The organism is Candidatus Persebacteraceae bacterium Df01, assembly GCA_030386295.1.
Taxonomy (GTDB): domain Bacteria; phylum Pseudomonadota; class Gammaproteobacteria; order Tethybacterales; family Persebacteraceae; genus Doriopsillibacter; species Doriopsillibacter californiensis.
In genome coordinates this window covers 82,394-96,236 of record JANQAO010000001.1, presented here as the reverse complement: position 1 = coordinate 96,236, position 13,843 = coordinate 82,394, and the positions used below count along the sequence as shown (strand labels likewise).

The window sequence follows — 13,843 nt, the reverse complement described above, 5'->3', positions numbered from 1 at the left end:
TCGTAACAAACTGTTACGGTGACAAGCCGATATTCTTCCTATCATAACGTGTAATGATTTTTGGAGTGAACATTAATATATGAAAAAAGAAACGATTATTAAAATCGGTATAGTTATTAGCTTACTGGTCGTTGCCGTTATTTTATATACGCAGTTTAGTGAATATGCCAGCCTAGATTACATCAAACAAAAAAAAGACAAATTTCAGTCCTATTATGAAGGTAATAAAGCCTTTGTATTAGCGATGTTTTTTATCGGTTATGTGGCAGTGACTGCATTGTCATTGCCGGGGGCGGTATTAATGACACTTTTGGCGGGCGCGTTGTTCGGCTTGTTGACGGGTGTAATTGTTGTTTCTTTTGCCAGTAGTCTTGGCGCGACATTGGCGTTTTTGGTGGCGCGTTTTATCCTTGGGGAGTCGTTGCAAAAAAAATACGGTGACAAATTGGAAAAAATTAATGCAGGTGTAGAAAGCGAGGGCAAATTTTATTTGTTCACTATGCGGTTAATTCCGGTTTTTCCGTTTTTTCTCGTTAACATTTTAATGGGGCTTACACGATTACCGGTGCTATCTTTTTATTGGGTGAGCCAATTGGGTATGTTGGCGGGGACGGTTGTTTTTGTTTACGCGGGCACGGCGTTGGCACAGGTAGAAAGCGTAAGCGATATTTTATCTGTAGAAATTATCATTGCTTTTGCTGCGCTAGGGCTATTTCCATTGATTGCTAAAAAAGCCGTAGTGTATTTTCGCAATCGCGCTTAAATTTATTAGGGAACACAGAAAGAAAAAACAATGGCATATGAATATAATATGGTGGTCATTGGTGCCGGCTCAGCCGGATTGGTGACATCTTATGTGGCGGCGGCTGCTAAGGCAAAAGTTGCCTTGGTGGAGCGGCACAAAATGGGCGGTGACTGCCTTAACACTGGTTGTGTGCCATCTAAAGCGCTGATTCGTTCGGCGTCATTTTTACGCGATGCCAAGCGTGCGCAAAAGCTGGGCATTAAAAAAGTGGAAGTGGAATTTGATTTTGCCGAAATTATGGAGCGCGTGCAACGTGTAATTGGCGCTATTGAACCGCACGATTCGGTGGAACGTTATACTAATTTGGGTGTGGACTGTGTTGTCGGCAATGCGTCTATTAAATCGCCGCACGAAGTGGAAGTAGAAGGACGGGTGTTGACTACGCGCACTATCGTTGTTGCCGCTGGCGCGCGGCCGTTTGTGCCGCCGATTAAGGGAATAGAATTATCCGACTATCGTACTTCCGATACTATATGGGAGATTCGCGAGCAACCGCGCCGTCTGATGGTGGTCGGTGGTGGCCCTATTGGTTCGGAATTGGCGCAAGCTTTTGCTTATCTTGGTACCGAAGTTACGCAAATTGAAGACGGAGAACGCATTATGGCACGTGAAGATGCCGATGCCTCAGCCATTGTCATGGAGCATTTCCGTGAAGCGGGAGTGAACATTATGACTAAAACTCGTGCCCGTGAAGTGGTGGTAGAAGACGGTCAAAAAATAATGCTGGTGGAATGTGATGGCAAGGAGGAAAAAGTTCCTTTTGATTTGTTGTTGTTGGCTACCGGACGTCAGCCTAACGGTGACAAAGTGCCGGGGCTTGCCGAGGTGGGCGTGAAAATTAGCAAGCGGGGCGTAGTCGAAGTGAATGAAAAATTGCAAACATCGGTGCCCAACATCTATGCTTGTGGCGACATTATTGGCTCTTATCAGTTTACCCACACAGCTGCACATGCCGCCGTTTATGCGGCAACAAATGCTCTGTTACCAATCAAGCGCAAAGTTGACTGGTCGGTGGTGCCATGGTGTACATTCACGCATCCTGAAGTAGCGCGAGTGGGACTTAACGAACAAGAGGCAAAAGACCAAAATATTCCCCATGAAGTGGCTAAATATGGCATTGATGATTTGGATCGCGCCATTGCTGACGAAGAGGCAGAAGGATTTGTTAAATTACTTACCGAGCCGGGAAGCAAAAAACTTTTAGGTGTCACTATCGTGGGTGACCACGCCGGTGATTTAATCCACGAATATATTCTAGCTATGAAAAAGGGACTTAAAGTTACCGACATTTTGGGGATGATTCACATTTACCCAACGTTGGCTGAATCCAATCGCTTTGCCGCCAGTGAGTGGTACAAAGCGCACCCGTCGTCGTTAATGTTGAGTATTAGCGAATGGCTTAATCGGCGAAATCGAGGGTAGTTTCCGAGTTCTTTTTTGCTTTTTTTGTGCAGAAAATGCTATTTTTAGTGTGCCGGCTTGAGCAATCGTGCGCGGCGTACCGACTTGTTGCCGGTTTCTATGATTTCAAAGCGCATGCCGGCAATTTCCACACACACTGACGTGTCGGGAATGTCGCCTAATACTTCCATAATTAATCCATTTAAATTTGTCGCGGACGTGTCGGGCAGTTGAATATCAGGTAATAACTCGCTTAATTGCAATAACGAAAAATCTCCCGGCAATATGAAATCGCCTTCTGTCGTTGGTGTTGGCGGTGCGGTACTGCCGCCGATAATGGCGGCGGCAAAATTAGCTAACGTGACCATGCCTGTTACTCGTCCGGCGCCGTCCACTACCAGTGCAGCGCGGGAATTTTGAGTGCGCATATTTTGTAATTGCTGCACGGCGTTGGCGGCGGCAGGCATAAACAACGGTTTGACTACTATACGCCGCAAATCGGCAGCGGTGACACGCCCTTGCCGTGTGGCAATTTTGAGTGCCTGAATGGTGTCCACAAAACCGGCAGCATTGTCTGGATTACTTTCGTAAATCAACAGTTTGGCGTAATCGGCGGACAAAATGGCATCATATGCGTCGTTGTCGCCATTTTGTAAATTAATTCCTTTTATATGGCGCCGCGGTGTCATTATTTTTTCCACTGGGATGTTTCCTAGATGTAACGCTTGTTCTACCATTTTGTAATGTTTGCCATGTTGCGAGTCTTGTGCGGCCTGCGCCCGAGAGGCGCGCACAGCGCTATGCAATTCGCGTGTGTTCATGGCAGTATTGAGGACGTTGGCATGACGTACTCCGGCTAACAATAAAATTCCCCGGGCGAAAAAATTGGCAACAACGATAACCGGATGAAACACAGCGAGCAAAAAGTGTAGTGGCACGGCACATACCAGCGAAATAGTTTGGGCGTGCCGAACGCCAATAACTTTGGGTGATATTTCACTAACTACCAAAATCAAAAAGGCTACACCTAGCGAAGCGACAAAAGCCGCCGTTTCGCCACCGCCTGATAATCGGGTGACAATGACAGTAGCGGTAGTCGCGCACAGGACATTGGCAATATTGTTAAATAATAAAATGGCCGCTAGTAATCGGTCAATACCGCCCAGCATAGTTTGCATGATCTGAGCCGAGCGTTTGCCGGACATGGCGAGATGTTCGAGCCGATGACGGTCTTGTGAAATAACGGCAGCTTCCACCATGGAAAAGATGGCGGAAAATACCAGCCCTACGGCGAAAACAAGCAACAGTTGTGGAATAGTCAAGCTCACGAATAACTCAGTAACAATATAATAGTATTTTCAGTTTTTTGCAAGAGGATGCGTTGGTTTGTAGCAGAGGAGACAAAAAATTATGCGTTTTTAACTTAAAAATCAGATATTCCCTGTAAACAAGGAAGTATTGCCACCAGATGTGGTGGTATTAATGCGAATATGTCGTTCCAATAGACAGCGGTCAGTCATGTTTCATTCTGTTGATAATGGAAAGCTTGATTTTCAATTAAGCAATTGTTTGAGCGCGTACAATAATTCCTGCGATTCGCGCGGTGATAAAGTGTCTGGGTCTATTCTCGCCAGTTTTTCTAATACCGGATGGGGCGGCGTGGTAGGTGGTTCGGATATAGAGGAAGCTGACGAAAATAAAGGCATTTCCGGTTTTGTGTTTTCAAAACGTGCGAGCAATGCCTGCGCTCGCGCCAACACTGCTTGTGGAACGCCCGCCAAGCGAGCTACCTGTAAACCATAACTGCGACTTGCTGCACCGTCTTCCACGCGGTGTAAGAATACTATTTCTTCGCCGTGCTCACGCGCTGACAAGTGGCGATTAATTGCGCCGGCACATTCATCAGGCAGTTGTGTAAGCTCAAAATAGTGTGTGGCAAACAAGGTTAGCGCACGGTTGTGTAACAACAGCCGTTCGGCCAACGCCCACGCCAGTGCCAGACCGTCATAAGTAGATGTGCCGCGACCGATTTCATCCAAAAGTACTAGACTATGGGTGTCGGCGTTGTGAGTAATTTCCGCGGCTTCTGTCATTTCAACCATGAAGGTAGAACGTCCTCCGGCGAGGTCGTCTGCCGCACCGATGCGGGTGAAAATATGGTTTATGCTGCCTATTTCGGCGCTTGCCGCTGGCACAAAAGCGCCACAATGGGAAAGAATGACTATAAGCGCAGTTTGTCGTAAATAGGTGGACTTGCCGCCCATGTTGGGACCGGTCACTATGCCTAGCCGCGTTTCATCACCCAGTCGCAAATCGTTGCCGACAAAGTGCGATGTCTGCGCTTCCACCACAGGATGCCGTCCTTCAACAATGCACAAAGCTGTTTTGTCAGTCATCATTGGACGATGCCACTTTTTTTGTGCAGCGATATTGGCAAATCCGGCAACAACATCGGCTTCTGCCGTTGCTGCTGCTAGAGTTCGTATAGCCGGCACATGTGGTTGCAGGGCAATTAGCACGTCATCGTACAGTCTTTTTTCCAAAGCGCGGGCACGCTCATCAGCGGCTAACACTTTTTCTTCATGTTTTTTCAGCTGCGGTGTGATGAAGCGTTCGGCATTTTTAATCGTTTGCCGTCGTTGCCAAGCCATCGGTGCTCGTGCTGATTGTGACTTGGGAATTTCAATAAAAAACCCATGTACTTTGTTGAATTCAACTCGTAACCCAGCAATACCGCTTTCCTCCCGAGCGGCTTCCGCCATGGTGTCTAAATCACCCCGGGCGCCGTTTTGCAATCGACGTAACTCGTCTAACTCGCTGCTGTAGCCGTCGGCAATAACGCCGCCATCGCGTGTGGTTGCCGCTGGCTCTAGGGTAATGGCCGTGTTGAGCAAATTGAGAGCGGCCTCGGGCGGCGACAGAGAATCGGATAATTTTTTTAGTAGCACACTTGCCTCTGCGCCTCGCCGCAATTGCATTGCCGTCGCCGGCAGCGCTACAAATGTTGCACGTAGTGCTGCTAAATCGCGTGGACGTGACGAAAATAACGCAATGCCGGCGGCAATACGTTCAATATCCGCTATCGATGACAACGTTTCTTGTAATGCAGTGGTTATACCGCCTTCTAGCAAAGTAGCAATGGCGTCGTGGCGTGCCAAAATTGTAGTACGCTGCCGCGGTGGTTGGTGCAGTAGTGTGGATAACAAACGTGAGCCCATTGCTGTTTGACAGCGGTTCACAACTGATAGTAAAGTGGGAGCCCGCTCGCCTGATAAGGTGGCGGTCAGCTCTAAACTGTTGCGGGTGGCAACGGTCATGCCGATAAAATCTGTCTCATTTTCGCGTACCAGTCCTTCCACGTCAGCTAGTGGACGTTTAGTTACATCTTTTGCGTAACGTAGTAAGGCGCCGGCTGCGGCTATCGGTAATGGCTGATTGTTGAGACCAAAACCACTCAAGTCGCGTACGCCAAAATGCGTAACGAGCAACCGTTCACAATCTTCAGTAGCAAAACGCCAGTTCGGTAGTCGTTTGATTGCTCCGTTAGCAGCCAGTGCGGGCATCGATTCGGGTAACAAAATTTCTGCTGGGCGAATGCGGGCGATAACGCTCGCCATTTCTGCGGTAGAGCATTCTCCGGCACAAAGGCGGGCGGTAGACAAATCTAGTTGCGCATAGCCGCGTCTTTCTTTATCGCCGGAAATTGCCATCAGCACGCATGATTGTTGTGCGGAAAGCATGGACTCTTCCACCAAAGTGCCCGGTGTCACTACTCGTGTAACCTCACGGCGCATCGGACCTTTGCCGTCCGATGCTCCAATTTGTTCGCAAATAGCGGCCGACTCACCTAACTTAATCAACCGCGCTAAATACTGACCTATGGCATGAAATGGCACTCCAGCCATCGGAATGGAATTGCCGGCGGAAGAGCCGCGTCGTGTTAGCGTGATGTTGAGTAATTCGGCGGCGCGTTCGGCATCTTCATAAAATAATTCATAAAAATCGCCCATACGAAAAAGCAGCAACATGTCGGGATATTTTTTTTTTATCCCTAAATATTGTTGCATCAACGGTGTGGGCGCACTCATCGGGTGCCCATTATTGATGTTTTTTCATTTCGTGCAGATAAGCGGTAAACACACCGGGCGTGCCGGCAACAAAAGGGAGCGTGGGTTCGCCAAAGGCGAAAGAGGTGTGATCTTCAGTGTCGGAAATAAGACCACCAGCTTCGCGGATGAGTAATGCACCTGCCGCCACATCCCAAAATTTTACTGGCCCGCACAACATCGCATCGGCCCGTCCGGCAGCTACCGTTGCCATATCTAAGGCCGTGGAACCAGTGCGCCGCATGCCCATGCTCCGTCGCGCCATGCTTTCTATCAATGGCCACATGCCCTTGCCGTTAATAACGCCGCTTGCTAAAAACAGTGATTTTCCTACGGTCGTTGTCGTTGTCACCCGCAATCGTTGATTGTTGAGATATGCACCTTCACCGCTGGCTGCAAAAAATGTTTCGTTAGCGGCAATGTCGTGTATTGCTGCCACTACTGGACGTCCCTTACGACAAAATGCCACCGACACCGAGCATGACAGATAGCGACAGACAAAATTGGTGGTGCCGTCAATGGGGTCAATCACCCAGCATTCGTTTTGATTGCCGGAAAGACCGCTTTCCTCGCCTAAGATACCGTGCTTGGGGAATTTTTCACGCACTAAGCTGATAATCAGGTTTTCTACTTCACGATCTACATCGGTAACCAACTCACCGTTGAGTTTGTGATTTACTGCAATAGTGCGATTGCCATAGAACCGTCGTCGAGCCAGCGCACCAGCTTCGCGGGCGAGTTCAGCAGCAAAATGTTGCGTGGTCACAGTTGCATTATAGCCGCAGAGCGACGGTAATTACTGGTGCCTAGGGCGCCGAGTTTGGTTGTACACCGTTACCACTTTACCGTTATCAAACACGGCAACGCAATTACGCATGGTTTCTATGGCGTCAATGCGCTTTTTTAGTTTTTTGTGCATAGTGCGATTATTGGGTTGTCGTTTTTGTAACCGTTGTAACCACACTTGGCGGCGAGCAATTTCTTGTTCAGCGTCTTTACTGTGCAAAAGGTAACGGGATTTGGGTTGCTTGCGTCCGTAACGAATCAGCATTTTAACGCCTTCCTTAGTTTTTCCTCGTTGTTGCATCCGTACCCATACGTGACGAGTCATTTCGTAAAGCATGACAACTCCTTTGCCTTATCTTATCATCGTTAATATTTAATGCAATAAATCGTATTTACTTATAAAACATAAAAAACATCAACGGTGCTGTGTAGTTGATTTTTACTGTAATGGGTTGTCAAAAGCCAAACGGCGGTATTGAATCGCCTCGGATAAATGACCGGTGCTAATGTCTTCTTCTTGTGCCAAATCGGCAATAGTGCGCGCCATTTTGAGCACCCGGTGATAACTGCGTGCTGACAATCCAAGTTTTTTTAGTGCTTGGCGAGCAAAAACTTGGGCGCTTTCGTTGGGAATGCAGTATACATCAACGCCGGATGGCGGCAAGCGGGCATTGAGCGCATTTTGGCGCATGGTTTGAAAGGCGCGTGCTTCCGTCACGCGAGCGCGTACGGTCGCGCTGGTCTCGCCATCAGCCGCACCGGTGATTTCGTCCTGTGATAGTGATTCCACTTCAATGTGCATGTCAATACGGTCTAGTAAGGGACCAGAAATTTTAGCGCGGTAGCGACTAATTTGATTGGGCGTACAGTTGCATTCTTTTTGTGGATGTGAGAGGTAGCCGCAAGGACAAGGGTTCATCGCCGTGACAAGTTGAAAAGCAGCTGGAAAATCGGATTTGCGAGCGGCGCGAGAAACGGTAATCATTCCCGATTCCAGTGGCTCACGTAAGACTTCTAACACCTGTCGGTCAAATTCAGGTAACTCATCCAAAAATAATACGCCGTGGTGTGAGAGCGATATTTCTCCCGGACGCGGCTTGCTGCCGCCGCCGATAAGTGCTGCCGCCGAAGCTGAATGGTGTGGTGAGCGAAAAGGGCGTTGCCGCCATTTATTGGGCTGAAAATCGCCACCAACAAGCGAGCGCACCGCTGCTGATTCTAGTGCTTCATCATCGGTCAGTGGAGGCATTAAGTTTGACAATCGTGCCGCTAGCATGGATTTACCGCAACCGGGTGGTCCCATCATCAGCAGACTGTGACCGCCGGCGGCGGCAATTTCTAAGGCACGTTTCGCTTTGACTTGCCCTTTGACATCGCTAAAGCAGGAGCTGTTTCCAATTTCTGGTAATTCTAGTGGTGTCGCTTGGGGTAGCCGCTGTCGTTCTGCCAGGTGGGCGCAAACCTCTAGTAAGGTATGCGCTTGAAGCACCACGGCGCCAGTAGCTAAGGCGCCGATGGCGGCATCTTCGGGTGGCATAATAATAGCGCGGTCAGCACGCTTGGTCGCCAGCGTGATGGGCAAGGCGCTGCCGCAAGAGCGCAACTTGCCATCTAGTGCCAACTCGCCTGCAAATTCAAATTGTTCTAGTAAGTCGGTGGGTATTTGTTCGGCGGCGGAGAGAATTCCCAATGCAATGGGAAGGTCATAGCGGCCACCCTCCTTGGGCATATCGGCGGGTGCAAGATTAATGGTAATTCGGCGGGCGGGGAATTGAAAACGAGAGTTCAAAATAGCAGCACGTACGCGGTCTCGAGCTTCACGTACTTCGGTGTCGGGTAGTCCGACAATATTAAACTGAGGAAGACCGCCGGACAGGTGCACTTCTACCGTTACTGCCGCCGCGTATACTCCGGTGAGCGCTCTACTATGTAAAATTGCTAACGCCATTATCTGTATTGTAAGTGCGTTTGTAACGGTATTGCGGAAATGCGTGTTAGTTTAGTTAAACAAAGCACTCGACAGTCTTGTTATTTATTTTTTATTGTGTGAGTGGTTGATAAATCACGCAAAAAATCCGCCAGTTGTATTGCCCGTTCATCGGGTTCAACATTTAAATTTTCAATAATAACGGATTTACTATCTGTTGCTAGGCGGCATTCTTTAGCAGCGATTTTGGCCATTAATTGATTAAGGCAGCGTGGATTGTCAGCAAATTCCAATCGTGCTGTTTTCTCGCGCATTACTTGCAGACGCGTGATTTCTACTGCTCCCGCCAATAGGCGCAGACGGTGACAGGTAATAAGCCGCCGTGCTGGTGGTGGGGCGATGCCAAAACGGTCTTCCCATTCCAGCTGCACATCATTAATTGCCGCTAGGTTTTCGCAATTAGACAGCCGGTGATAGTAACGCAAGCGCTCATGCGGTGAGCGGACATAATCTGGTGGCAACAATGCCGACGTATTGAGGTCAATAACGGAATCAATATGAACAGCGATTTCATCACCGCGTAGTTGACGTACGGCGTCGTTAACCATTTTTTGATACATAGAGCAGCCTACGGCGTTAATGTCTCCACTCTGCCGCTCACCCAATATTTCACCGGCACCACGAATTTCCAAATCGCGCATGGCGATAAAAAATCCGCCGCCTAATGACTCATATTGCGTCAAAGCTTCCAGTCGTGCATCTCCTTGCTTTGTGGCGGCACCTTCGGGTGGAGTCAGCAGCAGTGCATAAGCCTGCGCGCCACCGCGTCCCACGCGCCCGCGCAATTGGTGCAGCCGAGACAAACCCATACGGTCGGCACGGTTGATGATGATAGTGTTAGCGTTGGCAATGTCCAAACCACTTTCTACAATAGTAGTACATAGCAAAATATCGGATTCGTGTCGCAAAAAACGCCGCATTGCCTGTTCCATTGCGAGTCCGCCCATGCTGCCGTGTGCTATCACCAGCCGCGCTTCGGGTAACCATTCCCGTAGTTGGTCAGCAATACCGGACAAGGTACGAATTTCGTTGTGGACGAAATAAATTTGCCCGCCACGAAATAATTCGCGTTCGCAGGCGTCTACAATAAGCCCGTGTGAAAAAGGTGCCACTGTGGTGTGCACCGTTAGTCGCGATGGTGGCGGTGTGGTAATAATGGAAATATCCCGCAACCCATCCATCGCCATCGCCATAGTGCGTGGTATCGGCGTTGCCGACAGCGACAAAATATCTACATCAGCGCGTAGCGCTTTGAAATGCTCCTTTTGCCGCACGCCAAAACGGTGCTCTTCATCAATGACCACCAGATTGAGCTGGTGAAAATTTACTGCCGGCGATAACAATGCGTGGGTGCCGATGACAATATTGATGCTACCATCGGCAATGTCATGCAGCAGTGTTTTTTTTTCGGAGCTACCAGCAAGTCGTGTGAGCGAGGCGATGCGTACAGGAAAGCCAGAAAACCGGTCAGTGAAAGTGCGAGCATGTTGCTCGGCGAGCAAAGTGGTAGGTGCTAATACTGCCGTTTGTCCTCCCGAAAGAGCGCAGGCACAAGCGGCACGCATGGCGACTTCGGTTTTGCCGAAGCCCACATCGGCAGCGACGAGCCGGTCCATGGTTTTTTCTGCTCGCATATCTTCCAGCACTTCGCGTACGGCTTTTGCTTGATCAGGCGTTTCTTCGTAATTAAAACCATCGGCAAAGCGTGCTAACGCTTGTTCATCAGGAGCATGAACATTACCGTCTTTGGCGGCACGGCGGGCGTGAATTTCTAATAATCGTGCTGCCGTATCGCGGGCATTTTTTTCTGCTTTGGCGCGGGCGCGTTTCCAGCCATTGCTACCGAGTTTGGACAATGCAGTTATTTCGCCGTGGTGTGGCGATAACAAATTTAATTGCGGTACTGGTAGCCACAATCGCTGACTGTCGGCATATTCAATTTCTAAAAATTCTTCTGTTACGTTGCCGATGGTTTTTTGCGTTAACCCCAGATAGCGACCAACGCCGTAATCACGATGGACAACCATGCCATTGACGGTCAGCTCGCCGACGTGAATGACGTCGCGTGCTTGTTGACGAATGGCACGAGGTGGTGGACGTACATCAAACACTTCCGCTTCGGTAAGCACACATAGACGATCGGTATCCATAAAACCACCGCGCAGTGGCGCCGTGACTAGCGAAATGTCTTCGGGGCGGCAGTCGGAAAAAGAATCTGCCACTCGCAGACGCAAATCGCTGTCGGTGAGTGCTGCCTGTAACGTCTGTCGCCGTCCTTCGCTGTCAGTGGCAATAATGACTTGTTGCTTGCTTTCGCGGAGGAAATTAATTAGCGGTGTGTGCGAATCGGCACGACGGTGATTGATCGCTACTGGCGGCGGTGCTTGTAAATTTTCACTGTCGTTATTAATTTCCAGTACGGAAAAGCAGCGCAAGGCGGCATAGAAATCTTCTGGACTCACAAAAACTTCTTTAACTGGTAACACCGTACGGTTTTCATATACGCTAGCCAATTTTTGCCGCCGCCTTGCTTGATGCATAAAACGTTCTATCGCTGTGTGACAGTCGTGGTGTAATACGATACCGGTGTTGGCAGAGGGATAATCTAAAGCAGTGGCGGTATTGTCAAAAAAAAGCGGCAGCATGAATTCTATTCCTGGCGCTCGTTCACCGTTGCTGACGTGTTCATATATTGGGCTTTTTGTGGCACCAAAGTGTTTGACATAAGCCTCGCGAAAGCGCGATACGCCTGCCGCCGACAAATCGCATTCACCGGAAGGTAATATTCGGATAGTGTCGGTTTTTCCGGTGGAACGTTGTGTTTGCGGGTCAAACAAGCGAATTTGTTCAATTTCGTCATCCAACAAAACCAAACGAAATGGGGTTTCTGAGTCGGGAGGGAAAATATCTAACTGACCACCGTACACAGCAAACTCTCCTGCTGCCAGCACTCGATCTGCACGGGCATAACCATTTTGCGTCAGATTCCGAATTAAGGATGATATATCCAGACGAGCGCCTACTTGCAGATTAAAAGTGCGGGCAAGAACAAATGCTGGCGGTGGGCAGGGCAGCAGCATGGTTGTTGCCGCCGCCACGATGATGCCGCGTGGACTTTCATGCAGCGCCGCTAATGCGGCTAGGCGGGCACCAGCCGTGTCCGCTGTCGGTGATACTCGGTCATAAGGCAGACATCCCCAGTCAGGAAGCAGGCGCGCTGGTAGCGTTGGCGCAAAAAAAGCTAATTCTTCTACTGTGTGTGCGGCGCTGATGGAATCGCGTGTCAGCAACAATATTTGGCGATTGTTGTGTGTCGCTAATTCCGCTAGCGCTAGGGATTCTCCGGCACCGCGTAAGCCGTTAATGCGGTGGCGTTTGCCGGTGGCTGGAAACGACGGTAATGAGGCGGCGGATGAAAGTGCGCGTTGGTTGAGGATTTAAACTTCCTTATGTTGTTTGAGCTTGCGATACAGATAGGTGCGTTCTATGCCGGCAATTTCTGCTGCTTGTTGGATATTACCTCGTGTTGCGTGCATGATGCGGCGTAGGTATTCGCGCTCAAAGCACATTCGTGCTTCCCGCATGGACATAGAAAAAATCTCGCTGCGCACGCCTTTGAGTGAGGAATTGAGCGAAAATTGTTCAATAATAACCTGCATGGTGGCAGCGTCTACTTTATCACCCGAAGCGTACATCAGGGCGCTGCGTACCAAAGACAATAATTCCATGAAATCATTTTCATAGTCGTGTTGAGTGAGTAGATTTACTGCTTGCGGTGAAAGTCTGCGTCCTACCATGTCAGTTTGCTCAGTCAATTGCCGGGTGATAATGTCAACAATATAAGGAATGTCCTCAATATATTGCGTCAAAGACGGCATGGTAATAACGTGATTGGAAAAAGAGTTAAGCAGTGCTTTATTGTAACCTCTATCGGTTTTTAACTTTTCTGGCGGATTCACAGCGGCTGCGATGAGTCGAACGTTCATACGTCCAGATTCACGTACCAGTGCCAGCAGCCCACTTTGCTGAATTGAATTGAGCATGTCTATCAAACGGATTACAAGAATGCCGCCGTTGGCTTCGCGTAAAATATTTTCTATAGCGCCTTCCAGTTGTGTGGAATTATCCAAAAATACGACGGGCATTTTTGGCTTGGCTAGCAACTGCGCAAAAAATGAGGCACCAGAACTGGGCGTGCCAACAAGCAGTGCCGGCTGTGAGCCAGCCGAAGCATCCAGCAATTGTTGTTTGAATTTTTGGATGATTGCCGATTTGCCAAAATTGGTGCGAATGATGTTGGGATTGCCGCGCTCATTATTGCTGGCATCAAGAGCATTTTGCATTGCTACTAGCAGGCGATTAGTGGCAATAGGTTTTTCTAAAACTTCCAGTGCTCCGAGTTTGACCGCTTCTACGGCGGTGTCAATAGTAGCGTGACCGGACATGACAATAATCGGCATGTCGGCAAGTCCCGCATCTTTCCACTGCTTGAGCAAGGTTAAACCGTCTTTTCCTGGCATCCAAATATCCAGCAATACCAGAGACAACTGTTGTTCCAGGCGAATTTGCCAAGCTTCGGCAGCATTCTCAGCCATGACTACGGCATAGCCTTCATCGGTGAGAATCTCCATGAGCAATTCCCGGATCCCCGGTTCATCATCAACAATTAGTACTTTAGGGCGCGTGCCGGTAGGCATAAAACTTTCCTTGTTAATTTTTAGTATTGACAACTAGTAAGAGGTGAATTTTTGCACAAAA

Annotated in this window: 10 protein-coding genes and 1 pseudogene; 3 read left to right on the top strand and 8 right to left on the bottom strand. The window is 49.0% G+C overall.

The features are described from left to right. Positions 1 to 79 precede the first annotated feature (79 nt). Together NQX30_00465 and NQX30_00460 are read left to right on the top strand one after the other, a co-directional pair. Positions 80 to 763: a VTT domain-containing protein gene (locus NQX30_00465; protein ID MDM5146863.1), complete on the top strand. Its 684-nt coding sequence runs from the start codon at positions 80 to 82 to the stop codon at positions 761 to 763. 30 nt (positions 764 to 793) lie between these two features. Beyond that, entirely contained in the window at positions 794 to 2,227 is a 1,434-nt protein-coding gene (locus NQX30_00460) for an FAD-dependent oxidoreductase (GenBank protein MDM5146862.1), read from the top strand. 44 nt (positions 2,228 to 2,271) lie between these two features. Here NQX30_00460 and NQX30_00455 read toward each other — a convergent pair whose 3' ends face one another. From NQX30_00455 to mfd, 6 genes are all read right to left on the bottom strand, one after another. Continuing rightward, complete coding sequence (locus NQX30_00455; GenBank protein ID MDM5146861.1) at positions 2,272 to 3,534, bottom strand: CNNM domain-containing protein; 1,263 nt, start codon at positions 3,532 to 3,534, stop codon at positions 2,272 to 2,274. 225 nt (positions 3,535 to 3,759) lie between these two features. Beyond that, positions 3,760 to 6,294 (bottom strand): DNA mismatch repair protein MutS, encoded by a 2,535-nt coding sequence (gene mutS / locus NQX30_00450; protein MDM5146860.1) that lies wholly within the window; start codon positions 6,292 to 6,294, stop codon positions 3,760 to 3,762. Between the two features lie 10 nt (positions 6,295 to 6,304). Beyond that, positions 6,305 to 7,078 carry an inositol monophosphatase gene (locus NQX30_00445; protein ID MDM5146859.1) on the bottom strand — a complete coding sequence of 258 codons (774 nt, stop codon included), beginning with the start codon at positions 7,076 to 7,078 and terminating at the stop codon, positions 6,305 to 6,307. A gap of 30 nt (positions 7,079 to 7,108) precedes the next feature. Then, complete coding sequence (locus tag NQX30_00440) at positions 7,109 to 7,435, bottom strand: hypothetical protein (GenBank protein MDM5146858.1); 327 nt, start codon at positions 7,433 to 7,435, stop codon at positions 7,109 to 7,111. Between the two features lie 102 nt (positions 7,436 to 7,537). Then, complete coding sequence (locus tag NQX30_00435) at positions 7,538 to 9,046, bottom strand: YifB family Mg chelatase-like AAA ATPase (GenBank protein MDM5146857.1); 1,509 nt, start codon at positions 9,044 to 9,046, stop codon at positions 7,538 to 7,540. Between the two features lie 80 nt (positions 9,047 to 9,126). Beyond that, positions 9,127 to 12,375 (bottom strand): transcription-repair coupling factor, encoded by a 3,249-nt coding sequence (gene mfd / locus NQX30_00430; protein MDM5146856.1) that lies wholly within the window; start codon positions 12,373 to 12,375, stop codon positions 9,127 to 9,129. Here mfd and NQX30_00425 point away from each other — a divergent pair. Further along, positions 12,356 to 12,526, top strand: coding sequence for a hypothetical protein (locus tag NQX30_00425; GenBank protein MDM5146855.1), 171 nt, complete (start codon positions 12,356 to 12,358; stop codon positions 12,524 to 12,526). The genes mfd and NQX30_00425 overlap by 20 nt on opposite strands. On the opposite strand, the gene NQX30_00420 is transcribed toward NQX30_00425, so the two are convergent. Next, positions 12,523 to 13,428 carry a hypothetical protein gene (locus tag NQX30_00420; GenBank protein ID MDM5146854.1) on the bottom strand — a complete coding sequence of 302 codons (906 nt, stop codon included), beginning with the start codon at positions 13,426 to 13,428 and terminating at the stop codon, positions 12,523 to 12,525. The genes NQX30_00425 and NQX30_00420 overlap by 4 nt on opposite strands. Next, positions 13,414 to 13,782, bottom strand: a pseudogene (locus tag NQX30_00415) (response regulator). The gene NQX30_00420 and the pseudogene NQX30_00415 overlap by 15 nt, the downstream one beginning before the upstream one ends. Positions 13,783 to 13,843 lie beyond the last annotated feature (61 nt).

Bases quoted from the DNA above. Each gene is read 5' to 3' on its own strand.
- NQX30_00425 (MDM5146855.1), top strand. From the start codon at position 12,356: ATGGAATCGCGTGTCAGCAACAATATTTGGCGATTGTTGTGTGTCGCT.
- NQX30_00460 (MDM5146862.1), top strand. From the start codon at position 794: ATGGCATATGAATATAATATGGTGGTCATTGGTGCCGGCTCAGCCGGA.
- NQX30_00420 (MDM5146854.1), bottom strand. From the start codon at position 13,428: ATGCAAAATGCTCTTGATGCCAGCAATAATGAGCGCGGCAATCCCAAC.
- mutS (MDM5146860.1), bottom strand. From the start codon at position 6,294: ATGAGTGCGCCCACACCGTTGATGCAACAATATTTAGGGATAAAAAAA.
- NQX30_00440 (MDM5146858.1), bottom strand. From the start codon at position 7,435: ATGCTTTACGAAATGACTCGTCACGTATGGGTACGGATGCAACAACGA.
- NQX30_00435 (MDM5146857.1), bottom strand. From the start codon at position 9,046: ATGGCGTTAGCAATTTTACATAGTAGAGCGCTCACCGGAGTATACGCG.
- NQX30_00465 (MDM5146863.1), top strand. From the start codon at position 80: ATGAAAAAAGAAACGATTATTAAAATCGGTATAGTTATTAGCTTACTG.